Here is a 24,770-nt window from a genome sequence, read left to right on the forward strand (position 1 = left end):
TAGGTAAGAAGAGAATTCTAAGGCGCGCGGAAGAACTCTCGTTAAGGAACTCGGCAAAATGACCCCGTAACTTCGGGAGAAGGGGTGCCTCGGTAGGGTGAATAGCCCGAGGGGGCCGCAGTGAAAAGGCCCAAGCGACTGTTTAGCAAAAACACAGGTCTGTGCGAAGCCGCAAGGCGAAGTATACGGGCTGACGCCTGCCCGGTGCTGGAAGGTTAAGGGGAGCGGTTAGCGCAAGCGAAGCTGTGAACCGAAGCCCCAGTAAACGGCGGCCGTAACTATAACGGTCCTAAGGTAGCGAAATTCCTTGTCAGGTAAATTCTGACCCGCACGAATGGCGTAACGACTTGGGCGCTGTCTCAACGAGAGATCCGGTGAAATTTTAATACCTGTGAAGATGCAGGTTACCCGCGACAAGACGGAAAGACCCCATGGAGCTTTACTGCAGCTTGATATTGGACTTGGGTACGATCTGTACAGGATAGGTGGGAGCCAGAGAGTCATGAGCGCCAGCTTGTGAGGAGGCGACGTTGGGATACCACCCTGATCGTATCTAGGTTCTAACCTCCTCCCGTGAATCCGGGAGAGGGACCGTGTCAGGCGGGCAGTTTGACTGGGGCGGTCGCCTCCTAAAGCGTAACGGAGGCGCCCCAAGGTTCCCTCAGAATGGTTGGAAATCATTCGCAGAGTGCAAAGGCAGAAGGGAGCTTGACTGCAAGACGTACAGGTCGAGCAGGGACGAAAGTCGGGCTTAGTGATCCGGTGGTACCGAATGGAAGGGCCATCGCTCAACGGATAAAAGCTACCCTGGGGATAACAGGCTTATCTCCCCCAAGAGTCCACATCGACGGGGAGGTTTGGCACCTCGATGTCGGCTCATCGCATCCTGGGGCTGAAGTAGGTCCCAAGGGTTGGGCTGTTCGCCCATTAAAGCGGTACGCGAGCTGGGTTCAGAACGTCGTGAGACAGTTCGGTCCCTATCTGTCGCGGGCGCAGGAAATTTGAGAGGAGCTGTCCTTAGTACGAGAGGACCGGGATGGACGTACCGCTGGTGTACCAGTTGTTCCGCCAGGAGCACCGCTGGGTAGCCAAGTACGGACGGGATAAGCGCTGAAAGCATCTAAGCGTGAAGCCCCCCTCAAGATGAGATTTCCCAATTAGTAAGACCCCTTGTAGACGACGAGGTAGATAGGTTCGGCGTGGAAGTGCTGTAAAGCATGCAGCGGACGAATACTAATCGGTCGAGGGCTTATTCATGACCCCACTAGGGGAGCATAAAGGATGAACAAACGTAAGCTTCGAATCCAGTTTTCAGGGTGCAAACTCTGACGTTTGGTGATGATGGCGGAGGGGAACCACGCGTTCCCATCTCGAACACGACCGTTAAGCCCTCCAGCGCCAATGGTACTTAGATCGCAGGATCTTGGGAGAGTAGGACGTTGCCAAGCGAAATGAAGCCTCTCTGGTTAAAGCCAGAGGGGCTTTTTGCTGTTCCAGCGAAGATGGTGCTTAGATCACGGCGAAGCCTGTCTTGGAGGAATAGATGGCCAAGCGAACCGAAGCCTCTCTGGTGAAAACCAGAGGGGCTTTTTGCTGTTCTAAGTCGGATCAAAGGGAGAGCGAAAGGCTGCTTTTTTGACCTAATGCTCTTCCTTAAAGGACAGAGAGAAGGGGATAGGATTGCTTTGGTTCACGGCTAGGGGGTCCTAACATTTCCCATTTTATAGTCGGGGAAAGAAAAGCGAAAGCATTGGGGCACAATGTAAAGAAGGAAGCCACTTTCAAAACGCCTTGACACGAAAAATGGGCTTTTGATAATATTGCAATAATATACACATGGACAGAAATCAAAGGAGGACGCTATACGTGTGGGAAGATAAATTCAATAAAGAGGGGCTTACCTTCGACGATGTTCTGTTGGTTCCAAGGAAATCGGAGGTTTTCGGTCCTCGCGAAGTAGATGTGTCCACCCGTTTAAGCAGCAAATTGAAGATCAATATTCCTTTGCTTAGTTCCGCCATGGATACCGTAACGGAAGCCGTTCTGGCCATTGCCATGGCCCGCGAAGGCGGAATCGGCATTATTCATAAAAACATGTCCATCGCCCAGCAGGCGGAGGAAGTGGATCGGGTAAAGCGTTCGGAAAGCGGAGTAATCACCAATCCGTTCTCGTTGACTCCGGAACATCATATTTATGACGCCGAAGAGCTGATGGGCAAGTATCGGATTTCCGGCGTGCCGATCGTCGATTCGAACAACAAGCTGGTCGGTATCCTGACCAACCGCGATCTGCGGTTCGTGCACGATTACAGCATCAAAATCAGTGAAGTGATGACCAAAGAAAACCTGGTGACCGCTCCGGTGGGAACCACCCTGCAACAGGCGGAAGGCATCCTTCAGCAGCACAAAATCGAAAAGCTTCCTCTTGTGGATGATTCCTATGAGCTCAAAGGCTTGATTACGATCAAGGACATTGAGAAGGCCATCCAGTTCCCGAATGCGGCGAAGGACGAGCACGGCCGTCTCGTGGTAGGTGCGGCAATAGGCGGATCCAAGGAGGCCATGGAGCGGACGGCCGCTCTCGTGGAAGCGGGAGTGGACCTGATCGTAGTGGACTCGGCTCACGGCCATCACGTTAACATTGTCGAAACGGTGCGTAAAGTTAGAGCGGCTTATCCGGATCTGACCATCGTGGCGGGCAACGTGGCAACGGGACAAGGGACGCGCGATCTGATTGAAGCGGGCGCTTCTATTATCAAGGTCGGCATGGGACCGGGCTCCATCTGTACCACCCGGGTCATTGCGGGGATCGGCGTTCCTCAGATCACGGCAATCTACGATTGTGCTACCGTTGCGCGTGAATACAACGTGCCGATTATTGCGGACGGCGGGGTTAAGTATTCCGGTGATATCACGAAGGCGATAGCCGCGGGAGCGGACGCGATCATGATCGGAAGCCTTTTTGCCGGGACGGAGGAAAGCCCTGGAGAATCCGAGATCTACCAAGGCCGCCGGTTCAAGGTGTACCGCGGGATGGGCTCTATTGGGGCTATGAAGGAAGGCAGCAAGGACCGTTACTTCCAAGAGAACGAGTCTAAGCTTGTTCCGGAAGGAATTGAAGGCCGTGTGCCTTACAAAGGGCCTCTCAAGGATACGGTTCATCAGCTGATCGGCGGTTTGGTTCAAGGAATGGGCTACTGCGGAACGAGAAACTTGACGGAGCTGAAGAACGACACCCAATTTATCCGCATCACCGGTGCCGGTCTCCGGGAAAGCCATCCGCATGACGTTCAAATTACGAAGGAAGCCCCCAACTACTCGTTGTAGGCCGAACGGCGCAAGAAACGAACGTTTTCTTACAACCAAAGACTCTATATACGGGAAGAAAGCAGGGAAATCGCCCTGTTTTCTTTTTTTGCCCAAAAGGCTATGTTACAATAAAATAATGACTGAGCGATGAAAAACATGGGAGTGTGAATGGTGAAAAGTTTGTTTGTGGGAAAACGAGTAGCGCTTGGGTTGACGGCCGTGCTTTTGGGCTCGCTGCTTATGCCCGTGCTAGGGACGAAGACGGTGCAAGCGGCGGAAGCTGCCGACCTGAAGCTAAATGTGAAGTCCGCTATCCTGATGGATGCGGGGACCGGTCAGATTCTGTATGATAACAATTCGGACGTTGCTTATCCTCCGGCCAGTATGGCGAAAATGATGACGGAATATCTGGTGATGGAGAACATACAGAGCGGCAAATTCAAGTGGACCGACATGGTCACGACCAGTCAATATGCGTCCGACGTCATTGGGTCCGGGCAGCTTCTGGCGCTGAATGAACAGATGACGATGAAGGATATGTTTTCGCAGCTATCCATCTATTCGGCTAACGATGCGGCCGTGGCTCTTGCTGAGAAAATAGGCGGATCTGAAGAGAATTTCGCCAAAATGATGAACGCTAAGGCGAAGGAGCTCGGGCTTTCGGATAAGGCTCATTTTATTAATTCCACGGGCTTAGGCCGGGCCGACATCGGGAAGTATGCCCCCGCTTCGATTGAAGGGGAGACCATGCTCACGGCCAAGGACGCCGCCAAGCTGGCCTATGCTATCATTCGGGATCATAAGGAAGTACTCGATTTTACGAAGATTACCTCCCAGAAGCTTCGGCCCACCGACAAGGAACCGATGGTTAACTGGAATTGGATGCTCGAGGGGAACAAGGACAATGTTTATTTGAAGCAGTATGCGTATCCGGGATTGGACGGGCTCAAAACGGGGCATACCGATGAGGCGGGGTATTGCTTCACCGGAACGGCCGAACGCAACGGGATGAGGCTGATCAGTGTTGTTATGGGAGCACCCGACGAGCCGAAGCGATTTACGGAAACGGCCAAGCTCTTGAACTACGGGTTCGATAATTTCGAAGCGAAGAATGTAATAGCCGCGAGCACCGCCGTTGATTCGTTAAAAACCGTTCCCATTACGAAAGGCGTCAGCCTGACCGTACCGGCCGTAACCGAAAAAGCCTTGACCGTCGTCGCCAAAAAGGGAGCCAAGCCGGAGGAATTCGTGCAGGAAGCCAAAGCGATTGACGCGAGTAAGCTGGTGGCGCCGATTAAGAAAGGGACGGAAGTGGGAACCTTAAACGTCACTTATAACAACCAGACGTCGACCGTTAAGCTGGTGGCGGCGGAAGATGTAGAGAAGGGCAGCTGGATCCGGCTCATGTTCCGGGGAATCAAAGACTTCTTCGGCGGGTTGTTCAGTGGAGTCAAAAACTTATTTTAACGCGGTTCGGGTTGTCGAAACGGGACTCCTCATGTAAAATATTTTGTTAGGAGTTTCTTTCCGTAACAGGATTTCGATATAGAATTTCAGGAGGTTTAAGGGCAATGGAAACAGGTACATCCCGGGTTAAAAGAGGTATGGCGGAAATGCAAAAAGGCGGCGTTATCATGGACGTCATGAACGCCGAGCAGGCCAAAATTGCGGAGGCAGCCGGCGCAGTAGCCGTCATGGCGCTGGAGCGCGTTCCTGCCGACATTCGTGCAGCAGGCGGCGTAGCCCGTATGGCGGATCCTACGATCGTAGAAGAAGTGACCAAGGTCGTCTCCATCCCGGTTATGGCCAAAGCCCGTATCGGGCATTTCGTCGAAGCCAAAATCCTGGAATCCCTCGGCGTCGATTACATTGACGAGAGCGAAGTGCTCACTCCCGCCGATGAAGTGTACCACATCAACAAGCATGATTTCACCGTTCCTTTCGTTTGCGGCGCCAGAGACCTTGGAGAAGCCCTGCGCCGGATTGCTGAAGGTGCCTCCATGCTGCGGACCAAGGGCGAGCCGGGTACCGGAAACATCGTCGAAGCGGTCCGTCATATGCGTATGATGATGGCCCAAATCCGCAAAGTACAGAGCATGTCCCGCGACGAGCTCTACAACGAAGCCAAGCTGCTGGGAGCTTCCTTCGACCTGCTCCTGCAGGTTCACGAAACCGGAAAGCTGCCGGTTGTTAACTTTGCCGCCGGCGGGGTAGCGACTCCGGCTGATGCGGCTCTGATGATGCATCTGGGTGCGGACGGCGTATTCGTCGGTTCCGGGATTTTCAAATCCGATGCTCCAGAGAAATTTGCCAAAGCGATCGTGGAAGCCACGACCCATTATACCGATTTCGGCCTGATTGCCGAGCTTTCCAAAAACCTGGGAACGCCGATGAAGGGCATTGAAATTTCGAGCCTGGGCGCTTCCGAGCGTATGCAGGAGCGCGGCTGGTAAGCCAGGCTTCTCTAAGGATCAGAAAGAAGGATGGACAACATGAAGATCGGAGTGCTGGCCCTCCAGGGTGCCGTGGCCGAGCATATTCGTCTCTTGGGACAAGCCGGTGCCGAAGGTGTGGCCGTTAAGAAAACCGAACAGCTGCAGGACCTGGACGGCATCATTATCCCCGGTGGGGAAAGCACCACCATCGGCAAGTTGATGAGGACGTACGGCTTTATCGACGCCCTGCGTGAGTTCGCCGGCCGCAAGAAGCCGGTATTCGGAACCTGCGCCGGCCTGATCGTCATCGCCAAGGAAATCGCCGGTCAGGAAGAGGCTCATCTCGGGTTGATGAACATGATCGTTTCACGCAATGCGTTTGGCCGCCAGAGGGAAAGCTTCGAAACGGACCTCGCCATCCAAGGCGTGGGAGACGACGTACGTGCCGTATTCATCCGGGCCCCGCTCATTAAAGAAGTGGGCGAAGGAGTGGACGTGCTGGCGACCTACAAGGACGAAATTGTAGCGGCCCGCGAGGGTCATCTGCTCGCTGCCTCCTTCCACCCGGAGCTGACCGATGATTACCGGCTGCACGCGTATTTTCTGGAGATGGTTAAAGACTACAACTAAAGATTAGGACTAGCCGGACCCCGCAAGAGGTCCGGTCAACTATTCCCTGTCGGGGAGGAATTTCTTTTGTTTGATGCAAAGCTGCTTAGAAACGATTATGATGCCGCCAAGCAGGCTATGATAAACCGCGGGAAACCGCTGGACGACATAAGCAAGTTTACGGACTTGGACGTCAAACGCCGCGAGCTTCTGCAGGAAGTGGAGCAGCTGAAGAACCGGAGAAACGTGGTTTCCCAGGAGGTTGCCGCTAAGAAAAAGGCCGGAGAGGATGCCGAAGCCACGATTCTGGAAATGCGTCAGGTCGGGGACCGCATCAAGGCATTGGACGAAGAGATCCGTGTGGTCGAAGTGGAGCTGAATCACATTCTGCTGTCGATCCCGAACGTTCCTCATGCCAGCGTGCCGGTAGGAACTTCCGAAGAGGAGAATGTGGAGATCCGCCGCTGGGGGGAGCCAGCCGCTTTTGCCTATACGCCCAAAGCCCACTGGGAATTGGCTCAAAACCTGGGGATTCTGGATTTTGAGGCCGCGGCCAAGGTAACCGGGTCCCGTTTTGTCTTCTACAAGGGCTTGGGTGCCCGCCTGGAGCGTGCCCTGATCAATTTCATGATGGACCTTCACAGCGGAGAGCACGGATACGAAGAAATGCTTCCTCCGTATATCGTCAACCGGGACAGCATGACCGGAACGGGACAGCTTCCGAAGTTTGCGGAGGACGTGTTCAAGCTGGCGGATACGGATTATTTCCTTATTCCGACGGCGGAGGTTCCCGTTACGAATTATCACCGGGACGATATTCTGGCGAACGAGGACCTTCCGAAGTATTTTGTGGCGTTCAGCGCCTGCTTCCGCTCGGAGGCCGGATCGGCCGGACGGGATACCCGCGGGCTCATCCGCCAGCATCAGTTCAATAAGGTGGAGCTGGTGAAGCTGGTTCATCCGGAGTCCTCTTACGAGGAGCTGGAGAAGCTGACGGACAATGCGGAGAAGGTGCTCCAGCTGCTTAAGCTTCCTTACCGGGTGCTCACCCTGTGCACCGGGGACTTGGGCTTCTCGTCGGCCAAAACCTATGATCTGGAGGTCTGGCTTCCCGAGAGCGGAACGTACCGGGAAATTTCCTCGTGCAGCAACTTTGAGGATTTCCAGGCACGCCGCGCCAATATCCGGTTCCGCCGCGATGCGAAGGCCAAGCCGGAGTTCGTGCATACGCTGAATGGCTCGGGACTTGCCCTGGGACGTACGGTGGCCGCCATCCTCGAGAATTACCAGCAGGAAGATGGAAGCGTGGTTATTCCTGAAGTGCTGCGTCCTTATATGGGCGGGCAGACGGTCATTGGCAGAAAATAAAGGTTGAAAAGCCTCTAACGATTATGATAAAATTCATACGTTACACCGTTTGACCCATTCGGAGAGGTGGTCGAGTGGTTTAAGGCAGCGGTCTTGAAAACCGCCGTGTTCGCGAGGGCACCGTGGGTTCGAATCCCACCCTCTCCGCCATCTTACATTCGAACCAACAACCCTGCTTCAGGTTTTCCTGAGGCAGGTTTTTTATTTTCGCCTGCCCCTCTTCCTGCAATCTCCTCTACTCCTCTTAAATAAATTGAATCCAAACTCCGTATGTTAAGCTTCAGGGAGGTGTGGACATGAACAAAACCGAGGCTCCGGTGGTCAACCGCGAGCGTCTGCTGGATGCGTGGCAGAAGACCCTGCCGACAACGCTAAACGAATCCGACCGGGCAGAGGTACTGGCGGATGCGGCCGATCCGGATGTGTACCGCATTCATATCGATACGGCCGGCCATTCGGGCTATTCGTTTGACTTCAAGGTGACTTATCTCGATTCCCGGGAAATCAAAGTGGAATTTGTGGACGTGGAGAAAGACCGCGTTTCCGTGGATGAGCATACCGACATTATCCAAACCTTGATCGAGGATTACGTGCGTCATATCCACGAATGCGCCCAAGTTCTTCATAAGCTGACGCACGGATAAGGAGGGGAAACGATGAGCGGGAAGAAGAACCGGAAGGACCGGAACCTGCAGAACGTGGCGGAGGATCTGGCCCATACTCCGGTGAACAGCCACCAGGCCCAGCAAATGCAGCAGGATGTGAACGACCGCCGCCATGAAACGGCGCTGAATCACAAGAGCGACTAAAGCCTTTCTTTTATAAGGCTGCAGGAGAGGAGGATGCCAGATGCCTAAAGACATTCCCCAGCCGACCAACCCGCCCACCGGACAGGCCAATCAGCGGGAGCAGGACAACCGGCAGCAGGAGCCTCTGTCCGGCTCGAAGAGCGTGAAGAACCGCAATCATTCCCGCAACAACCACGCAGAGGGAAGCTGACCCGAACGCGGAAGCGCAAGACAACAGGGAGGGGTGACCCCTGTTTGGCTTATTGGCAGATGGATAGCTTGTCCTAACTAAGGTCATGCCGGAGGGCTTGGCCAGTAGAATAATGGTTGGAGAGAGACCCGTCGGGTCTCTTTTTTATGTGCCGTCGGAGAATGTCGATATTTCCGGGGAAATGTTGAGCCGGGTCAAAGGATGGAGCCCAGCATTGACGGGAGATCGGGGGCCATCTAGAATAACGGGGATGTCAGGCGCTGAACCAGCCGGGTTTGGGAAGAATCGCCAAATAGAGGAAGCCGTTCATTAGAGGATATAAGGATAAATATTTTCAAATAAGTGCAGGGGAAAGAGGCAGCGGCTGCGTCTATGGTTACGGGGAAGGAGGGGAGAGCTATTTCGGAAGAGGATGATCTCGTAAAGCGGATTAGGAACGGGGAAACGGAGTCCTTTCGGATTCTGATCGAGAGATATAGGGGGTACCTGTTTCAGGTTGTGCTTTCGGTGGTCCGCCACCCGAAGGATGCCGAAGATGTGACGCAGGAAGTGTTCCTGAGGATCTATTCCGCTCTCCCCCAATACCAGTACCAAGGGTTCAAAACCTGGATCACCCGCATTGCCGTCAATAAAGCGATTGACCATACCCGCCGGGCCCGGAGCCAAAAAGCCGAGCCTGTCGAATGCATAGAAGATTATGCCTCCTTCAGAGAGGACGAGCCTTCCGTGGAGGGAGCTTACCTTGACAAGGAAAAAAAAGAGCTTCTGCACCGAAGCCTGCAGCAAATCCCGGACAACTACCGGGACATCCTTCACGCTTACTACATAGAGGACAAGTCCTACCAGGAAATTGCCGCCGAGCAGGGGATTGAACGAAAAAGCGTGGAATCGAAGCTGTACCGCGCCAGACAGTGGCTGCGCAAGCATTGGAAGGAGGAGGATTTTCGATGACTCATTATACCAGCGAAGAGTGGGCCGACTATCGGGAGAACCGGCTGCCGGACGACGAGAGAGCCCGCCGAGAAGAGCATCTGTACCAATGCGACCAATGCTTAGCTTTATACATGGAAGACCTTCCGGATGCGGTACCTGTGGAATGGGAGACCGAGACGGTTAAACGGTGGGACGATGCCCTTATGGCCGCTGTGGCGGAATGGGAACCGCTGCAGGGGGATGGTCCCGAATTCTCGTCTATCGTTACAGAAGAGGTGGTAGAGGAGCGGCAGGCCCTTCGTCCGGATCTTCCTTCTGTTGCAAGGGAGGCTTCCCGCAGAAGGCGGTTTATGTGGCTCCAGAAGCCCCTTACGCTTTATGCTGCGGCCGCCAGCCTGACGGTCGTTCTAATGTCTACAGGCGTCTTCCAGAAGCTGACCTCCGGTTTGGAGCAATTCGAGACGGCCTCCAAGGAGCGGCAGGAGACGTTCACCGGAAAGCTGATGGCGCGTACCACCACACTGCTTGATACGATCCACGAGGATGATAAAGGGGGAGACCGGATTGCACCGTAATGTTGTCGTAGCTTTGCTTATGGCCGTCATACCGGGAATGGGACACCTGTACATGAACAGGACCATCCGGGGGCTGCTGTACGGGGGATTGTTTTTTGGACCGCTGGCCTTGGCGTTCCTGTTTGTGGTTTCCAATAATGGGATCCATAAAGAAGTGATGGTACCTGTCCTGTTTGCTGGAGTCGTCTGGATCATCAACATGATCGACATGGTCTTTACTCTGGTGAACTATCGGCCAGCCCCCGGCTATGGCTATCCGGATCCCCGAGCAGCGGGAAACCCGAATCTATCCGGGAGCTTTTCGGAAGCGGGAGGAGCTGGCCCTGTCCCGAGTGATGGGGCTCCTTGGCCGGGGACATCGGAACGTCAGCATAACGAGCGGGTGTTTACCATTCTGCTTTCGTTTATTCCCGGTTTGGGTCATTTGCAGCTGGGGCTGATGCAGAGAGGCCTGGCCTTTCTGATCTCGTTCTTTGGGTTGTTTACGATGATCGTGTTCGTTACCTTCGTTACCCGTCTGGAGGGCTTCCTGGTGTTTCTCTTCGGCCTGCCCATCATTTGGCTGTACTGCATGTTCGATGCCGTTCAGCTCGTCCACCGCAAGCAGAAGGGAGAAGAGCTGCAGGACAAGTCCATCTTCGAAGAGTTGGAGGAAAACCGTGAGCAGGGGCGGAAAAGCCGGATAGCGGCTACCTTGCTGGCTGTCGTCCCGGGAGCGGGTCATATGTACCTGGGGCTGCAGCGGCGGGGCCTGCAGTTCATGGCTGCCTTCCTGCTCTCCATCTACGTGCTGGATACGCTGCGCCTGTCTTTGTTTCTTTTTCTCATTCCGATCATTTGGTGCTACAGCCTGTTTGATGCCCTGCAGAACATTTCAAAGTACGGGAGGGAGGAGCTCAAGGATACGCCCCTTGTGGATTGGCTCATGAACCATCAACGATGGATCGGAATCGCCCTTCTCGCGCTGGGAGGCTATTACCTGCTGGATAACATGCTTCTGCCCATTCTGGACCGTTATGCCCCGGAGCTGAGGCTGGCTTGGAGATTCCATGCCTACTTCCAGACGGTCCTCGTTTCCCTCCTTCTGATCGGAGGGGGGATTAAGCTTATGGCCGGAAGCGGCAAACCGAAAGGGAAGGAGGGAGAAGAGTGAAGCGTTGGCGTGTTGGCACGTTCTCGATGGGGGCAGCGCTCCTGCTTATGGGATTAAGCCTTCTGATGTCGATAGGGAGCGGGAAAGACTCGGCGGGCTTGCTGCTCGATTGGTGGCCGGTGATCTTCCTTCTGCTCGGCGGGGAGATTCTTCTGCATCTGTTCTTATCCAAGGAAGAGAAGTCTATGGTGTCTTACGATCTGTTCAGTCTCTTCATCGTAGGAACTCTAGTCGCTGCGGGCATCGGCATGGCTGTTCTCACCTCCACCGGTTTGGTCCAAGAGCTCCGCATGGCGGCAGGAAGGGTGGAACGGACTAGGGAGCTTCCCTATATCAAGCAGGCGGTACCGGCCGAAGTGGAGAAGATTGTGATACAGTCGGCGATTCCCGCCCTGAAGGTCGACACCATGCCGGATAAAGAGCTTCATCTCTTCGGCAGCTATCGTGTCATGGACGAGGATAAGGAAACGGCGGCCGGCCCGTCGGTAACGGAGCAGGAGGTCGCTTCCGTCCGCACGGTCGGCCGCACCCTTTACGTTCAAGTTAAGGAGCTACCCCGGAAGAGAGGCCTGGTCGACGGGTATCCGTCGGAGACAGCGACGCTTGTGCTTCCGGCGGGCATTCCGGTGGAAAGGCGCGGTTATGGCGAAGAGATGGAATAATTGTTCCCCGTGGAACATTTTTACAAATGATTTCCGCCGCGCAGAAAAACCCTTGGAAAAAGGAAACCGACCGCAAGGCGGCTCTTTCCCCAAGGGTTTTCGTTTGTTCAATTGCTCAATAGAGGCGGCCCAAAAAGCTTGTAAGCCCCACAATCAGTTGGTCGGGAGCCTCATACATGCTCATATGGCCGGAACCGTCGATCGTCACTTTGGTGATGGATGGCCGGTCAACGGAGAAGGTTTTGTCCGGAGTAATGACTTTGTCCTCCGTTCCGGCTGCTAGCAGAACCGGCACCTGGGCATTCTCCAGCACGTGGTTCCGGTCCGGACGGCGGCGCATTCCCTCCAGGGTAGCCTTCGCCCCTTCCGGTGACGTTTCCCGCCCGATCGCCTTAACGTCCTCTACCGCAGCGGCCATCGGCTCCAAGTGCGCAGGGGCAAACAGCTTGGGGACCAATCCTTCGATGAATTCCGGCAAGCCCTTCGTGTCGATCGTTTCGATTCCTTTGAGACGGTTGGCCTTGCCTTCCTCCGAATCGGGATGGGCCGTCGAATGAACGAGCCCCCATCCGGCCAATAAGCCCGGGTTCTTCTCGGCCAGGGCTAAAGTAATGTAGCCGCCGAGGGAATGCCCAAGTACGACCGTCTTGGCTATGCCGAGCTCCTGAAGCAGAGCCTCGATATCGGAAGCGAAGGCTTCCATCTCGTATGGTCCTGGGGGGGCGTCCGATTGGCCGTGACCCCGCAGGTCCGGCACGATCACCCGGTATTGGCCGCTAATTGCGGGAATAACTTTCTCCCAATACCGGGAGCTTCCGCAAAACCCATGAAGCAAAACCACGGGGTTTCCGCTTCCCTGCTCTTGATAGGCTAGGGTAGTCCCGTTAACGTTTATTTTCTTGCTCTCCATGTCCATCCCTCCTCCTATTACTATACCCCAATTGAGGGGGAGGCCCAAACAAGGGGACGTCTGGAGGAAAAGCCGCTGTCGTCCGTTGTTGAGGATGGGCAGGGGTGCTATAGTAAGTAAGGCAATAATGTTAGAGGTTCGGGCAAGGAGGAAGGCATGCGCAAGGAAAGAATCACGGAACTGGAAACCGTTCGGGCTTTGGCGATATTGGCCGTCCTGGTGATCCACGTAACCGCATCGGGAACCGTCGAGCTTCCGTCCGGTGGAGTTTCCCGAGGGATATATTTGGTGTTGAACAAGCTCAGCAATTTCTCGGTGCCGGCCTTTGTGCTGATGAGCGGCCTGGTGCTGTTCTACCGGTACGGGGACGACTGGGGAAAGGGACAGGCCGCGGCCTTCTACCGCAAGCGGCTGCAGTACATCGTTCTGCCTTACCTCGTGTGGTCGGGCTTCTATATCGTCTATAACCGGCTTATCCATGGGGAGGCGGTCACCGGAATCACGCTTTCCCGGCTCGGGGACAACCTGCTGTGGGGAGAAGCGTCGTATCATCTCTATTTCATCGTGCTGATCGTTCAATATTATGCCCTGTTTCCTCTATTGATGGCCGCCGCCAAAAAAGGAGGGGGCGGGTCCCTGCTTCTCATCGGTCTTGTTCTTCAAGCAGGGGCGTTCTATTATAACCATGCGGTAGCGGAAATTCCCCACCGTTCGGCTTTTGGGCTGACCTACCTGGGGGAATTCTGCATCGGGGGCGCCCTGGGTCTGGGCTACCGGGAGTGGATTAGCCGCTTGAAGCCCCGCCAGACGGCCGTGTGGGCCCTGTCCGGGCTTCTGGGAGCGGGCCTGGCGTGGATTCACCTGGCGGGACCGGACCGCTTCTCCTGGGGCCCTGAGGGGGCGGAGGCAATCGTGCACGCTTACTCCGTCGCCGTCTCGGTCGCGCTGCTGCTGGCCGGGAGCTCCCTGCTTCGATCCTCGCCGGGGATGGCCCGATTCCTCACCGCGCTCGGCGCCGCATCCTTCGGCGTGTACCTTATCCATCCCGCCGTGCTCACGGCCTGGGCGGTTTCCTTCTCGTACCCGCCGGGATCACCCGCGTATCACTTGTCAAATGCGGGAGCCTTCGCGGTTGGTCTGGCTGTGTCCTGGGGGGTCTTTCTGCTCCTAAGAAGAGCCAAAGCCGGCTGGGTCCTGCTTGGAAAATAAAATAGGCCGAGAAGTCCTGAGGACGTTCTCGACCTTTGGCCGTCCGCTGGACGGCTTTTTATTATGCTTATAGCAGGAAAGGCGGTCCGACCAGCTGCCGAGCGTACCGTCGCTGAACGCCAGGAGCCAGCCTGGCCAGCCGGTGCACAGGGAAAGCAGCCCGGAACCTTAAGCCCCGTTCCCGGGGATCGTGACCGGTAGGCCCGTGCGGGCCGATTCGTTGGCCGCCATCGTCACCTCGTGCGTCTTCAAGGAATCTTCGTAATCGGAGAGGATGCCGGAACGGTCCCCCGTCCGGAGGGCCCGGATGAAGGCTTCATTCTCGTTGTACATCGGCTTCGTCTGGTTGTTGTACTGGGTCACGGTGTCCGCGGTAGCTCTTTTTAAGCAAGCCTCGCGAATTTCGTAAATGCCGTCGTTCGTATAAATATCAAGGCCGACGGTATGGTAGTTCGGGATAAGGCACGTGTTGGAAATCGTGGCCACTGAGCCATCGGCGAGCTTCATCGTCACCGTGCCGACGTCGGATACATCGGCGCCTTCCACGACTTCATGCATCACCCGGTGGCTGTAAGCGGCATAGACCTCTGTGATCTCGCCAACCAGGTAGCGGAGAAGATCCGTGATATGGGTCGTCTGTTCCACGAATTGGCCGCCGGAGCCCTTCTGAACGATCCACCACGGAGCCCGGGGCATCGTGCCCATCCAGTAGCCGAGGGACATCCCGATCTTAGTATTCAGCAGGAGTTCCTTCGCCTTCTGGGCCGAATCGAGGTAACGCCAGTGATACCCTACCGACGTAAGCAGGTTCTGCTCCCGGATGCGGGCCGCCAGCCGGCGGGGAAGGGCGAGATCGGTGCCAAGAGGCTTCTCCACCAGAAAAGGAATGCCCCGGTCGATCAGGAGCTCCTCCAGCCCGTCATGGCTGTCGGGAGGGACGCAGATGTAGACAGCGTCGAGCCTCCGGTCGTCGAGCATCTGCTCCAGGGACTCATAGGCGCGGGCATCCTTCCACTCGCGCGCCGCTTTCTCGGAGTGGGCCATCCGGGTGCCGGTAAAGCCGGCGACGGTCACTCCCTCAAGAGAAGACAAATGATTTTGGTGGGCACGGGCGATTCCGCCGGTTCCCACAAATCCTATTTGAAGAGTCATCACATCAGGCCTCCTTTTTGCCTTGGGGTACCTATCTATTATACCGGAACCGGGGGGAGCGAACCAACCCGGGGAGCAGGAGGGGGCGTAAGCGGCACGGTCTTTCGACAGCCTGCTTCCCTGGGTACGTCCTTCCATGAGGATGAGAGAAAAGGACGGGCGGCAAGAGGGAAGGGGCGGAAAAAGCGAGGCCTGTAGGGGATAATCCGGTACGTCCAACCGCGTTCCAATCAAAAAAGCGGCATCGTCTACATAGACAATGCCGCTGTTGCGGGTATGTATGGTCGAGACGACAGGATTTGAACCTGCGACCTCTTGCTCCCGAAGCAAGCGCTCTACCAAGCTGAGCCACGTCTCGAGGATGAATGGCGTTCCCGAGAGGATTCGAACCTCCGACCTGCAGTTTAGGAAACTGTCGCTCTATCCTGCTGAGCTACGGGAACGCAGCAATCATTATTATAGCATAAACCCCTCGTTTGAGGAAGACTCTAACTTTTCCCTGTCCGTGCCTTATCTGCCAAAGATGGAGTCCGTGGATAGGATCGTCGGCACAACGAAATCTATCCCGCCCGCCAAGTTACCGGAAAAGCCCTTAAGCGATATCCTTCGTGGTTTCCCTTCCCGCTTCCGGTCGGGAACGCGACGGGCGGGCGGCCTCCAGCTTGCGGCCCAGCCCTTCGAACCGCTCGGTGAAGGCGGCGTAGAACCGGGATCCGACGATCCAGTCGGAGAGCTTCACGCAGCCGTACGCGAAGAGCATGCCCGCCGCGACATCAAGCACCCAGTGAATTTTGAGGTACATGGTGGCGGTGATAATCGAGAAGCCGTAGACGCCGATGACCCAGCGATACCAGCGGCTTTTCTCCCGGTAAGCAAGCAGGATGGCGGCAAAGGCGATGGAGGTATGCATACTCGGAAAACAATTGATGACGGTAAAGAACACATCGTCGCCGGTCAGCCCGCGCTCAAGCAGATCCGGCGTCCCCTGCACATGCCACACCTCCTGAAGAAGGATGGTGTTGTAGAACGGCAGAATGAGCGGAACCTGCAGCAGGTAGCCGGCCAGGGAATACTGCCCAAGCTTGCGCACGTCCTTAGTGAAGAAAGCGCGAATGACACAGATCCAATAGGATAGCGTGAAGCCGTAGCTGTAGACCCACTGCATGTACTTGGTAAGCCAGTAGGGCTGCCAAACCCGCAGGAAGGCGGCGTCGTTCAGCGGGATCGAATTAAACCACTCGTTCCAGTTGACGATATGATGGACCGACGAGGTCTGCCAGCCGACGACCTTCTCCCACAAAGGATTGGCGTAGGTATAGATCACGAAAAAAGCGAGCAGGGTAATGAAGCCCGCCGGCATAAACTGAATCCACGAAATGGGCTTGGCGTCTTTGCGGGTCCCCCATAGGGCGGCGAGCAGCACGAGGATGCACAGAATGCCCCAATTCTGGACGCGGGTAATCGCGTAAAGGACCGCTGCCGTGGCCGCGGCGAGGCCCGTCATGTAAAGCTTGGTCATAGCAGACAAGATAAAATCTCCTTTGGTTCGTTCGGTTCGCGCAGAAAGCGCACCCTCTATTATAGCGCAGGCGAGGGGCGGGACAACCCGGTTTTTTTAGGAAGCTGCTGAGGCAGGAGCCGGTTTCCTGAGTCGCCTTAGGGACAGCAGATAGGAAGCGGCGAAAAGAGCGACCAGCGGCATCAACGGCACGGAATAGCGGGAATGGGCCAAATAAATCATATGCAGTAGGCTCATGTAGCCAAGCAGGAGCAGAATAACCTGCGCCACCGGATGACGGCGGGCTTTCCACATGCCGATAAAGCCGGGGAGGAGAATCACGTAATGGCACAGGATGGCGGCGGCGAGAGGAACCCCCGGAATCGGCATCCAATAGAACACATCGCCCCAGAACAGAAGAAATTTCCCGACGGTATACCAGCTCGCGTAGGTCCAGAACGAATGGGTGAATCCTTCCTTAATCCGTTCCATAGCTCGCTCCCGGTCGATCTGGTCATTGATCCACAGGTCGTCGGTGGTGTGCCAAGTCCGCTGCTCCTCAAGAAAAAGAGAGGGGACGGTCCACGGGTACGTTCCGAGAAGAAGCGGGTTGCCGCTCGCCCGGGTCAGGGGGATGAATTCCCCGCCGGATACCTCGTAGTTGCGCACCCACCAGGGAAGCAGGCAAAGCACAAACACGGCCGCGGTAACGAGACCCGAGCGGATCAGCCGCGGCCAAGGAATGTTACGGCGGTAGAGCAGCAGAAGGAAGAGCAGGCCGGGCCATAAGGCGATCGTCGGCCGAACATAAACCGCAGCGGCCCAGACGAGTCCGAACAGCAGGGCTCGACTCCAGGTGGGTCTTTCCTCCGCCAGCAAGGCCATGTACAGAAGAAGCATCACCAACAAGGTGAACAGCGCCTCGGTGAATATAAAATTCGATACGAGCCATAGAGGCGGGTATAGGCAGCATAGGGCCACGGCGAGCAGGGAGGCCTTCGCGGAAACCATCCGGAGCCCGATTCGGTAGAGCAGCCACAGCGCTCCCGTCACCATGACGGCCTGCAGAATACGCACCGTCTGCTCCAGAATCAAACCGGGTCCGGTTATGGTCATAACGGCCGCCAGAAAACCGGGAAGGGCCGGCGTTATAAAGGCTGTCGGCCGGGAGGGGTCGTTATAGGTGAACCTTCCCGTTTCTAGCAGAATCCGTGCCGATTCCAGATAGCCTCTATCATCGGAATGATAGTCATAAGCGGCTCCGTGCAGGAGAACAAGCAAGATTTTGAGCAGCAGACTTCCACCGAGCAGCAGCCATAGCATCCAGCGGATGCGGGGGGATTCCATCGACAGCAGCTTCCTTTCCAAGTGAAATACGGGGATTCGAGTTAAAGCGGCTTTCGGCGGCTTTCCCGAAGCTCCCGAAAAAACCGGCTCAGCATGGAGGAGCATTCCTCCTGCAGCACACCGGCCGTAATCTCCACCCGGTGATTGAACCGGGGCTCCTGGAGCAGATTCATTAGCGTACCCGCACAGCCGGCTTTCGGATCGGGCGTCCCGTAGATAACATGAGGAACGCGGGATTGAACGATGGCCCCGGCACACATCGGGCAAGGCTCGAGCGTGACATAGAGCCGGCAGTCCAGGAGCCTCCATGCACCCAGGCGGCCGCTTGCTTCACGGATGGCGAGCATTTCGGCATGGGAGGTAGGGTCATAGGAGGTTTCCCGCAAGTTATGGCCTCTGCCAATGACCTGCCCGTTCTTGACCACGACGGCTCCAATCGGCACTTCGCCCAACGCTTTAGCCTTCTCCGCTTCTTTCAAGGCTTCCCTCATCCAAACCTGGTGGTCCTCCATGGGCAGCCTCCTTTCTCTCGTCAAGATTGTGGATAAAATATCGAACACTTATTCGTTGTTAACATGTTGTGGATAATGTTGTGGATAACTGGTTGTTCCGTGGATAACTTTATCTATTGTACTGATTGAAGGGCATCAGGGCAAACGGAAAGAGGCCCGGTTCTTCCACAAAAAACCTTTCTTAATTATTCCCTAACCGGATTGTCGAAAAGGAAACTAGCTACTATACTTAACTTATAACGATTGTAAGCAGAGGGATGAGTAGGCAGCCTGCCGCCAGCAGTACGTCTTACCTGAAAGGGCCTTAGAAAAAGGCAGTCGGGTTGTCCGCTAGATGCTTATGACGGGCAATTCCTACAACGGCTGCTTCGGAGAACGAGGCGGCTTTTTCTGTTTGGAGAAAAAATCGGAGGAGGGATAAAAGGGGAACGGTGGAAATCTTCTGGAAAGAAAGGCATCTACCCAAGAAAGGGGAGGGTTCACGATAACAGCACGACAAACCGGAGGAAGGAGGGAAAGGGTGGTCAATGACGGGCTGAAGTTAAGTGTTGAGGAGCTGTCCGCCTTGGTGGAAGATTCCCCTGAGGCGGTGGTTGTCTATTCGGTTGCCGAAACGGGTTACCGCCTACAGATGGCGAACCGGGCGGCTCGAAAATCAAGCGGGCTCGGTCCGGGACAATACGGCCTCCTCCTGGAAGAGATTTATCCGGAGGAAGAGACTCGTTCGTTAAAGTATTACTGCAGCCAGGCGGTTCAAAGAGGGACTCCGCTGGTTGTCGGCCAAGCCCTTTCCCTTGGGGAAACGGGCGGAGCGGGAGAGCTGAGCTTGCTGCCGATAAAGGGAAGCCGGGGAACCGTCGAGTTCCTTCTTGTGAAGACGTTTCATCCTAACCAGAACCACCAGCCGGCACAGGCCGTGCTGGAGAACATGCTGGATTGTATACCGGATGCCGTTCTGTCGAGCGACAGGAAGGGGATCATTACATACTGCAACGAAGCCTTCGAGGTCATGTTCGGGTACAGCCGGGCGGAGCTCATCGGCCTGGACCGCCGGAACCTTCCCATACTGCCTGCTTTTGATAAGGATGCCCAATCTTCGATCTATACCCGGCTCGCAGCCGGAGAAGCCATCTATAATTATGAAACCGTCCGACTGACCAGGGGGGGCATCCCGCTTGACGTGTCCATTTCGATGACGCCCATCCGGGAACAGGGCAAAGAAATAACCGGGCTCACGTCTGTTTATAAAGATATTACCGAGCACAAGCGGACCCAGAACGCCATTCAGGAAAGCGAAGCCCGCTACAAGCTGATCACGTCCAACATGACCGAAATGATCGCCCTGCTGGACAACGAGCGGCGGTATTTGTTCGTCTCGCCTTCCTATGAAAGCAAGCTGGGCTACCGGCCGGAGGAATTGCTCGGTCAATGCGCCGACCGGTTCGTTTATTCGGAGGACGCTCTCCGGTTCCGCAAAAAGCTGGCCGAGACGGATACGGGAATGTCCCATTCCGTGGAATACCGGCATCTCAAGGCGGACGGCCGGCTGCTGTGGGTAGAACTCCGGTTGTCGGTACTCGCAAGCGGCGGCATCAACCGGTATTTGGCCGTGGGCCGGGACATCTCCGAGCGGAAGCAGCTGGAGGAACAGATGATCCATATGAGCTATTACGATACCATTACCGGAGCTCCCAATTTGTATCTTTTCAAGGACCGGCTGAACGAGGCGGTCCGGACGGCCCGGCGATTCTATCACGGCCTTGCGCTGTTCTATGTGAGCCTGGACGGCTTCCGCAAAATCAACACGGCTTACGGCTATGAAGCCGGGAATGCGGTGCTCAAGGCCGTGGCCGAACGGTTGATGAGCGGGATTCGGGAGAAGGGGACGGTGGGCCGCATAAGCGGGGATGAGTTTACCGTTTATCTGCATGGAATCGAGCGTAAGCAGGATGCGGTTCGGATCGCGGAGCGCATTGCGGATCAGCTCGCCGAGCCGTTTGATCTGCAGGGGAAGGCCGTCCCGCTGACCGCCAGTATCGGCATCGCGGTTTATCCGGACGATTGCCTGGACAGCGTAGCCTTGATTGACCATGCCCACGCCGCGATGTTCCGGGCGAAAGAAAACGGCAAAGGGCGCTGGCATCTTTACGACTCTGATTAAAGGGAGGGAAGGTAACGCAGGCGGGCAGCCTTTGGTCTCCTGGGAGGGGAAGGAAACCCCGATGGGGGAAACGGAGAAGGGAAGGACTCTTTCTAAAAAGCCGCGGAGCTTTTGGCTCTTCCGGCTTTCTATAGGGAGGGTCTTTTTTTTATTTCCTTTAGTAATACTTTATAATGCTTGGTAATATTTATTGGACGAAAAAGGCGAATGAATGTTTGCATAAAAGGAACAAAATCAGGTATAATAGGAACATACGTTTCTATTATATCGGAGGGATAAGAAGGGATGCGGGAAACTTTCATGCGGTTTATAGGACGGACTGTCGAAATCATTTACTTGGACCGGAATCATAAGCTTTCCCAGCGAAAGGTGAAGGTGCTTTCGGTCGACCGGCACTGCCTGACGGCCTACTGCTATGAACGCAAAGCCCCTCGCTTGTTCCGCAAGGAGCAGGTGCTGGCGGTCATGCCTGTCCAGTCTTTTGCGGGATAGACAGCGCCCTTGGAGGCTTACCCAGGCTCTAGTTTTGAGAACGGCCGAAACGGCGGACAGCTCCGAAAGGAAGAAGGAGCCAGGTTTCGGGCGGGAATTAAAACTAGGCTTTTTTGGCGTTTTTCTGTATAATAAAAAGGATGTACTTAAGAGGATAAGGAGCTGTCACATATATGGCTTTAAAAGCAGGTATCGTCGGGCTGCCGAACGTAGGCAAATCGACGCTCTTCAATGCGATTACGCAGGCGGGGGCCGAATCGGCGAACTACCCATTCTGTACGATTGATCCGAACGTGGGCGTGGTGGAGGTTCCCGATGAACGTCTGGCCAAGCTGGCCGAGATTGTGGTGCCGAACCGCATCGTTCCGACGGCTTTCGAATTTGTCGACATCGCCGGACTGGTCAAGGGAGCGAGTAAGGGCGAAGGGCTCGGCAACAAGTTCCTCGCGCATATCCGCGAGGTGGATGCGATTGTTCACGTCGTCCGCTGCTTCCAGGATGAGAACATCACGCACGTATCCGGCACGGTGGATCCGATCAGCGATATCGAAACGATCAACCTGGAGCTGATTCTGGCCGACCTCGATTCCGTGGAGAAGCGAATCGACCGTTCGCGCAAGAACATGAAGGGCGGAGACAAGAAGTACGCGGCGGAGGTCGAGCTTCTAGAGCGCATCAAGGAGACGCTGTACGCCGATAAGCCGGCCCGCAGCCTCGAGCTGACCGAGGACGAGCGGCTGCTGGTCCGCGACCTGCATCTGCTGACCATGAAGCCGATCCTCTACGCGGCGAACGTCAGCGAAGAGGAAGTCGCCGACACGGACGGCAACCCTTATGTACAGAAGGTATGCGAATACGCCGCCCAGGAAGGGGCGGAGGTCGTTCCGATCAGCGCGAAGGTGGAAGCGGAGATCGCCGAGCTCGAGGGCGAAGACAAGGCCATGTTTCTTGAGGAGCTCGGCCTGGAGGAATCCGGTCTCAACCGGCTGATTCGCGCGGCTTACCGCCTGCTCGGCCTGTACACGTATTTTACCGCCGGCGTTCAGGAGGTACGAGCTTGGACGATCCGCAGAGGAATGAAGGCGCCTCAGGCGGCGGGCGTGATTCATACCGATTTTGAGCGGGGCTTTATCCGGGCCGAAGTTGTTTCCTACGACGACCTGGTGAATGCGGGTTCCATGAACGCCGCGAAGGAAAAGGGCCAGCTTCGGCTCGAAGGCAAGGAATATGTCGTGGCGGACGGCGATGTGATGCATTTCCGCTTTAATGTATAGAGAAACAGGCGGCAAAATCGATTACCAAAAGGGGTGAGTATCATGCTAGACAAACTTCAAGCGTTGGCGGACCGCTACGAGAAGCTGAGCGAGCTTCTCTGCGATCCCGACGTGGCGAACGACACGAAGAAGCTGAGGGAGTACTCCAAGGAGCAATCCGATCTTCAGGAGTCGTACGAAGCGTATATGGAATACAAGACGGTTTCCGAGCAGCTCGATGCGGCCAAGGCCATGCAGAATGAACCGCTCGACGCCGAAATGCGCGAGCTGGTGAAGATGGAAGTCGAAGAGCTGAGCGGCCGGAAGACGGAGCTTGAGGAGAAGATCAAAGTCCTTATGCTTCCGAAGGATCCCAATGATGACAAGAACGTAATTGTGGAGATTCGCGGGGCGGCAGGCGGCGACGAAGCGGCCCTGTTCGCAGGGGATCTGTACCGGATGTACACGAAGTATGCCGACACCCAGGGCTGGAAGGTCGAGGTGCTTGATTCCAGCTTGAATGACCTCGGGGGCTTCAAGGAGGTCATCTTTATGGTGAACGGGAAGGGAGCCTACAGCAAGCTGAAATACGAGAGCGGCGCCCATAGGGTCCAGCGGATCCCGACAACGGAATCGGGCGGCCGGATTCACACGTCGACCTCGACGGTGGCCGTTATTCCGGAAGCTGAGGAAGTCGAGATCGAGATCAAGGAAAGCGACATCCGTGTCGATACGTTCTGCTCGAGCGGTGCGGGCGGCCAGTCCGTCAACACGACGAAGTCGGCGGTGCGGGTGACCCACGTACCGACGGGGATCGTGGCCACGTGCCAGGACGGCAAGTCGCAGAACTCCAACAAAGACCAGGCCATGAAGGTGCTGCGGGCAAGAATCTATGACAAATTCCTGCAGGAAGAGCAGGCCAAGTACGCCGACGAGCGCAAGAGCAAGGTGGGCACGGGCGACCGCAGCGAGCGGATCCGCACGTACAACTTCCCGCAAAGCCGCGTCACCGACCACCGGATCGGCTTGACGCTGCACCGGCTCGATTCCGTGCTGAACGGAGACATGGAAGAGATCGTTTCGGCCCTGACCATTGCCACGCAGGCGGAGCTCATGGACAAAGGAGAATAATCCGAAGATGACTTACTCATTCGGAACCATACGGGAAGCCTATGCCAAGGCTTCTTCTTTTTTAGCGGAGGCGGGGGTCCGGGATCCGGGAGCGAATGCCGAGCTTCTGCTGCAGCATGTGCTCGGAGCGGACCGGACGGCGTTTCTGCTGGCTCTCGGCGATCCTTTTCCTGAGGACAAGCGGGAGGCCTGGCTTCTTGCGCTGCAAAGGAAAGCGGCGGGGGAGCCGGTCCAGTACATCATCGGCGAGCAGGAATTTTACGGGCTGGCCTTCACGGTAACCCCGGCCGTCCTGATCCCCCGCCCGGAGACGGAGCTCTTGGTGGAAGCCGTCATCCGGTACGGAAGGCAGCTGTTTCCGCAGCGGGCTCCCTCTGCCGTCGACATCGGGACCGGCAGCGGGGCGATCCCGGTTACCCTGGCGGTCGAATGCCCGGACTGGACGATCTGCAGTTCCGATATTTCGGAAGCGGCCTTGAAGGTCGCCGCGGCCAATGCCGGGCGTCATGGCGTAGCCGAGCGCGTGGAGCTGCTCCAAGGGGATTTGCTGGAGCCTCACCTCAAACGAGGAACCGCTATCGACATTCTCGTGTCCAATCCTCCCTATATTCCCAGCCGGGAGGTCGAGGAGCTGCAGCCGGAGGTGAAAAGCCACGAGCCCCGGAGCGCCCTGGACGGGGGCGAAGACGGCTTGGACCTCTACCGCCGGATGGCGGCCCAGATGCAGCGGCTGCCGCGGTACCCCCGTCTTGTCGGTTTCGAGGTGGGGCAAGGCCAGGCAAGGGAAGTTGGCTCGCTGCTGGAGCAGCAAAGGGCTTGGGACCGGGTCTTCTACGTCAAAGATCTGGCCGGCATCGAGCGTCACGTGCTGGCCCTGCGCGAACACGACTAAACCGGAAAGCCGGGAAAGAACCATCCGTCCGGCCTAACGGCCCAAAAAGGCCGCTCCTTCTACCGGGAGCGGCCTTTTGATCGTGGAAAGAGGGGGACGGTGTCAATGGATGGATCCGGCCACGAAGCCTCTGACAAAGAGAAAGCCTCACCGGATCCAGTCGGCAGGAC

At 56.2% G+C, this 24,770-nt stretch carries 23 protein-coding genes, 3 tRNA genes and 2 rRNA genes (1 of these 28 running past the window's edge); 21 read left to right on the top strand and 7 right to left on the bottom strand.

The annotated features are described in order from the left end of the window. The 15 genes from MJA45_RS00055 to MJA45_RS00125 form a co-directional block, all read left to right on the top strand. A 23S ribosomal RNA gene (locus MJA45_RS00055) occupies positions 1-1,257 on the top strand (it extends 1,669 nt beyond the left edge of the window). 74 nt (positions 1,258-1,331) lie between these two features. Beyond that, positions 1,332-1,448, top strand: a 5S ribosomal RNA gene (gene rrf, locus MJA45_RS00060). Positions 1,449-1,866: 418 nt separating this feature from the next. Beyond that, entirely contained in the window at positions 1,867-3,327 is a 1,461-nt protein-coding gene (guaB, locus tag MJA45_RS00065; protein ID WP_315605291.1) for an IMP dehydrogenase, read from the top strand. A gap of 168 nt (positions 3,328-3,495) precedes the next feature. Then, positions 3,496-4,776, top strand: coding sequence for a D-alanyl-D-alanine carboxypeptidase family protein (locus MJA45_RS00070; RefSeq protein ID WP_315605292.1), 1,281 nt, complete (start codon positions 3,496-3,498; stop codon positions 4,774-4,776). 104 nt (positions 4,777-4,880) lie between these two features. Then, complete coding sequence (gene pdxS, locus MJA45_RS00075; protein ID WP_315605293.1) at positions 4,881-5,762, top strand: pyridoxal 5'-phosphate synthase lyase subunit PdxS; 882 nt, start codon at positions 4,881-4,883, stop codon at positions 5,760-5,762. A gap of 39 nt (positions 5,763-5,801) precedes the next feature. Continuing rightward, the gene (gene pdxT, locus MJA45_RS00080; protein ID WP_315605294.1) at positions 5,802-6,374 is read left to right on the top strand and encodes a pyridoxal 5'-phosphate synthase glutaminase subunit PdxT; all 573 of its coding nucleotides are present in this window, start codon (positions 5,802-5,804) and stop codon (positions 6,372-6,374) included. Positions 6,375-6,440: 66 nt separating this feature from the next. Continuing rightward, positions 6,441-7,721: a serine--tRNA ligase gene (gene serS / locus MJA45_RS00085; RefSeq protein WP_315605295.1), complete on the top strand. Its 1,281-nt coding sequence runs from the start codon at positions 6,441-6,443 to the stop codon at positions 7,719-7,721. Between the two features lie 60 nt (positions 7,722-7,781). Beyond that, positions 7,782-7,871, top strand: a tRNA-Ser gene (locus tag MJA45_RS00090). 146 nt (positions 7,872-8,017) lie between these two features. Beyond that, entirely contained in the window at positions 8,018-8,365 is a 348-nt protein-coding gene (locus MJA45_RS00095) for a hypothetical protein (protein WP_315605296.1), read from the top strand. Positions 8,366-8,377: 12 nt separating this feature from the next. Continuing rightward, positions 8,378-8,530, top strand: a complete 153-nt coding sequence (locus MJA45_RS00100; protein ID WP_315605297.1) for a hypothetical protein — start codon at positions 8,378-8,380, stop codon at positions 8,528-8,530. A 40-nt stretch (positions 8,531-8,570) separates the two neighbouring features. Further along, on the top strand, positions 8,571-8,720 hold the full coding sequence (locus MJA45_RS00105) for a small acid-soluble spore protein P (RefSeq protein WP_315605298.1): 150 nt from the start codon (positions 8,571-8,573) through the stop codon (positions 8,718-8,720). A 372-nt stretch (positions 8,721-9,092) separates the two neighbouring features. Continuing rightward, positions 9,093-9,671, top strand: coding sequence for an RNA polymerase sigma factor (locus MJA45_RS00110; RefSeq protein WP_315605299.1), 579 nt, complete (start codon positions 9,093-9,095; stop codon positions 9,669-9,671). Continuing rightward, positions 9,668-10,228 (top strand): hypothetical protein, encoded by a 561-nt coding sequence (locus tag MJA45_RS00115; protein ID WP_315605300.1) that lies wholly within the window; start codon positions 9,668-9,670, stop codon positions 10,226-10,228. Before MJA45_RS00110 ends, MJA45_RS00115 begins: the two co-directional genes overlap by 4 nt. Then, positions 10,218-11,381: a hypothetical protein gene (locus MJA45_RS00120; RefSeq protein ID WP_315605301.1), complete on the top strand. Its 1,164-nt coding sequence runs from the start codon at positions 10,218-10,220 to the stop codon at positions 11,379-11,381. Before MJA45_RS00115 ends, MJA45_RS00120 begins: the two co-directional genes overlap by 11 nt. After that, a complete protein-coding gene (locus MJA45_RS00125) occupies positions 11,378-12,043 on the top strand; it encodes a hypothetical protein (protein ID WP_315605302.1) in 666 nt (221 codons plus the stop codon). The genes MJA45_RS00120 and MJA45_RS00125 overlap by 4 nt, the downstream gene beginning before the upstream one ends. Before the next feature lie 115 nt (positions 12,044-12,158). On the opposite strand, the gene MJA45_RS00130 is transcribed toward MJA45_RS00125, so the two are convergent. Further along, on the bottom strand, positions 12,159-12,953 hold the full coding sequence (locus tag MJA45_RS00130; RefSeq protein ID WP_315605303.1) for an alpha/beta fold hydrolase: 795 nt from the start codon (positions 12,951-12,953) through the stop codon (positions 12,159-12,161). Between the two features lie 156 nt (positions 12,954-13,109). On the opposite strand from MJA45_RS00130, the gene MJA45_RS00135 reads away from it, so the two are divergent. Further along, positions 13,110-14,162 (top strand): acyltransferase, encoded by a 1,053-nt coding sequence (locus MJA45_RS00135; RefSeq protein WP_315605304.1) that lies wholly within the window; start codon positions 13,110-13,112, stop codon positions 14,160-14,162. Positions 14,163-14,330: 168 nt separating this feature from the next. Here the strand turns inward: MJA45_RS00135 and MJA45_RS00140 are convergent, their stop codons facing one another. The 6 genes from MJA45_RS00140 to tadA form a co-directional block, all read right to left on the bottom strand. Beyond that, on the bottom strand, positions 14,331-15,314 hold the full coding sequence (locus MJA45_RS00140; protein ID WP_315605305.1) for a Gfo/Idh/MocA family protein: 984 nt from the start codon (positions 15,312-15,314) through the stop codon (positions 14,331-14,333). Between the two features lie 281 nt (positions 15,315-15,595). Further along, a tRNA-Pro gene (locus tag MJA45_RS00145) sits at positions 15,596-15,672 on the bottom strand. Between the two features lie 8 nt (positions 15,673-15,680). Then, a tRNA-Arg gene (locus tag MJA45_RS00150) sits at positions 15,681-15,757 on the bottom strand. A 149-nt stretch (positions 15,758-15,906) separates the two neighbouring features. Then, positions 15,907-16,833 (bottom strand): phosphatase PAP2 family protein, encoded by a 927-nt coding sequence (locus tag MJA45_RS00155; RefSeq protein ID WP_315607906.1) that lies wholly within the window; start codon positions 16,831-16,833, stop codon positions 15,907-15,909. Positions 16,834-16,929: 96 nt separating this feature from the next. After that, positions 16,930-18,180: an ArnT family glycosyltransferase gene (locus tag MJA45_RS00160; RefSeq protein WP_315605306.1), complete on the bottom strand. Its 1,251-nt coding sequence runs from the start codon at positions 18,178-18,180 to the stop codon at positions 16,930-16,932. Between the two features lie 20 nt (positions 18,181-18,200). Then, on the bottom strand, positions 18,201-18,671 hold the full coding sequence (tadA, locus tag MJA45_RS00165) for a tRNA adenosine(34) deaminase TadA (protein ID WP_407083093.1): 471 nt from the start codon (positions 18,669-18,671) through the stop codon (positions 18,201-18,203). Positions 18,672-19,191: 520 nt separating this feature from the next. Here tadA and MJA45_RS00170 point away from each other — a divergent pair. From MJA45_RS00170 to prmC, 5 genes are all read left to right on the top strand, one after another. After that, the gene (locus MJA45_RS00170) at positions 19,192-20,832 is read left to right on the top strand and encodes a PAS domain S-box protein (protein WP_315605307.1); all 1,641 of its coding nucleotides are present in this window, start codon (positions 19,192-19,194) and stop codon (positions 20,830-20,832) included. A gap of 285 nt (positions 20,833-21,117) precedes the next feature. Further along, complete coding sequence (locus tag MJA45_RS00175) at positions 21,118-21,324, top strand: hypothetical protein (RefSeq protein ID WP_315605308.1); 207 nt, start codon at positions 21,118-21,120, stop codon at positions 21,322-21,324. Positions 21,325-21,497: 173 nt separating this feature from the next. Continuing rightward, positions 21,498-22,598 carry a redox-regulated ATPase YchF gene (gene ychF, locus MJA45_RS00180; RefSeq protein ID WP_315605309.1) on the top strand — a complete coding sequence of 367 codons (1,101 nt, stop codon included), beginning with the start codon at positions 21,498-21,500 and terminating at the stop codon, positions 22,596-22,598. A gap of 42 nt (positions 22,599-22,640) precedes the next feature. Further along, positions 22,641-23,708, top strand: a complete 1,068-nt coding sequence (gene prfA / locus MJA45_RS00185; RefSeq protein ID WP_315605310.1) for a peptide chain release factor 1 — start codon at positions 22,641-22,643, stop codon at positions 23,706-23,708. Positions 23,709-23,715: 7 nt separating this feature from the next. Further along, entirely contained in the window at positions 23,716-24,600 is an 885-nt protein-coding gene (gene prmC, locus MJA45_RS00190) for a peptide chain release factor N(5)-glutamine methyltransferase (RefSeq protein WP_315605311.1), read from the top strand. Positions 24,601-24,770 lie beyond the last annotated feature (170 nt).

The organism is Paenibacillus aurantius, assembly GCF_032268605.1.
In the GTDB taxonomy this organism is placed as follows: domain Bacteria; phylum Bacillota; class Bacilli; order Paenibacillales; family NBRC-103111; genus Paenibacillus_AO; species Paenibacillus_AO aurantius.

What these genes read in the sequence shown, in the direction of transcription:
- MJA45_RS00115 (WP_315605300.1), top strand. Translation starts at nt 9,668, where the DNA reads ATGACTCATTATACCAGCGAAGAGTGGGCCGACTATCGGGAGAACCGG.
- MJA45_RS00100 (WP_315605297.1), top strand. Translation starts at nt 8,378, where the DNA reads ATGAGCGGGAAGAAGAACCGGAAGGACCGGAACCTGCAGAACGTGGCG.
- pdxT (WP_315605294.1), top strand. Translation starts at nt 5,802, where the DNA reads ATGAAGATCGGAGTGCTGGCCCTCCAGGGTGCCGTGGCCGAGCATATT.
- MJA45_RS00095 (WP_315605296.1), top strand. Translation starts at nt 8,018, where the DNA reads ATGAACAAAACCGAGGCTCCGGTGGTCAACCGCGAGCGTCTGCTGGAT.
- MJA45_RS00155 (WP_315607906.1), bottom strand. Translation starts at nt 16,833, where the DNA reads ATGACCAAGCTTTACATGACGGGCCTCGCCGCGGCCACGGCAGCGGTC.
- MJA45_RS00135 (WP_315605304.1), top strand. Translation starts at nt 13,110, where the DNA reads ATGCGCAAGGAAAGAATCACGGAACTGGAAACCGTTCGGGCTTTGGCG.
- MJA45_RS00175 (WP_315605308.1), top strand. Translation starts at nt 21,118, where the DNA reads ATGCGGGAAACTTTCATGCGGTTTATAGGACGGACTGTCGAAATCATT.
- MJA45_RS00110 (WP_315605299.1), top strand. Translation starts at nt 9,093, where the DNA reads ATGGTTACGGGGAAGGAGGGGAGAGCTATTTCGGAAGAGGATGATCTC.
- tadA (WP_407083093.1), bottom strand. Translation starts at nt 18,671, where the DNA reads ATGGAGGACCACCAGGTTTGGATGAGGGAAGCCTTGAAAGAAGCGGAG.
- pdxS (WP_315605293.1), top strand. Translation starts at nt 4,881, where the DNA reads ATGGAAACAGGTACATCCCGGGTTAAAAGAGGTATGGCGGAAATGCAA.
- MJA45_RS00130 (WP_315605303.1), bottom strand. Translation starts at nt 12,953, where the DNA reads ATGGAGAGCAAGAAAATAAACGTTAACGGGACTACCCTAGCCTATCAA.
- ychF (WP_315605309.1), top strand. Translation starts at nt 21,498, where the DNA reads ATGGCTTTAAAAGCAGGTATCGTCGGGCTGCCGAACGTAGGCAAATCG.
- prfA (WP_315605310.1), top strand. Translation starts at nt 22,641, where the DNA reads ATGCTAGACAAACTTCAAGCGTTGGCGGACCGCTACGAGAAGCTGAGC.
- prmC (WP_315605311.1), top strand. Translation starts at nt 23,716, where the DNA reads ATGACTTACTCATTCGGAACCATACGGGAAGCCTATGCCAAGGCTTCT.
- MJA45_RS00105 (WP_315605298.1), top strand. Translation starts at nt 8,571, where the DNA reads ATGCCTAAAGACATTCCCCAGCCGACCAACCCGCCCACCGGACAGGCC.
- MJA45_RS00140 (WP_315605305.1), bottom strand. Translation starts at nt 15,314, where the DNA reads ATGACTCTTCAAATAGGATTTGTGGGAACCGGCGGAATCGCCCGTGCC.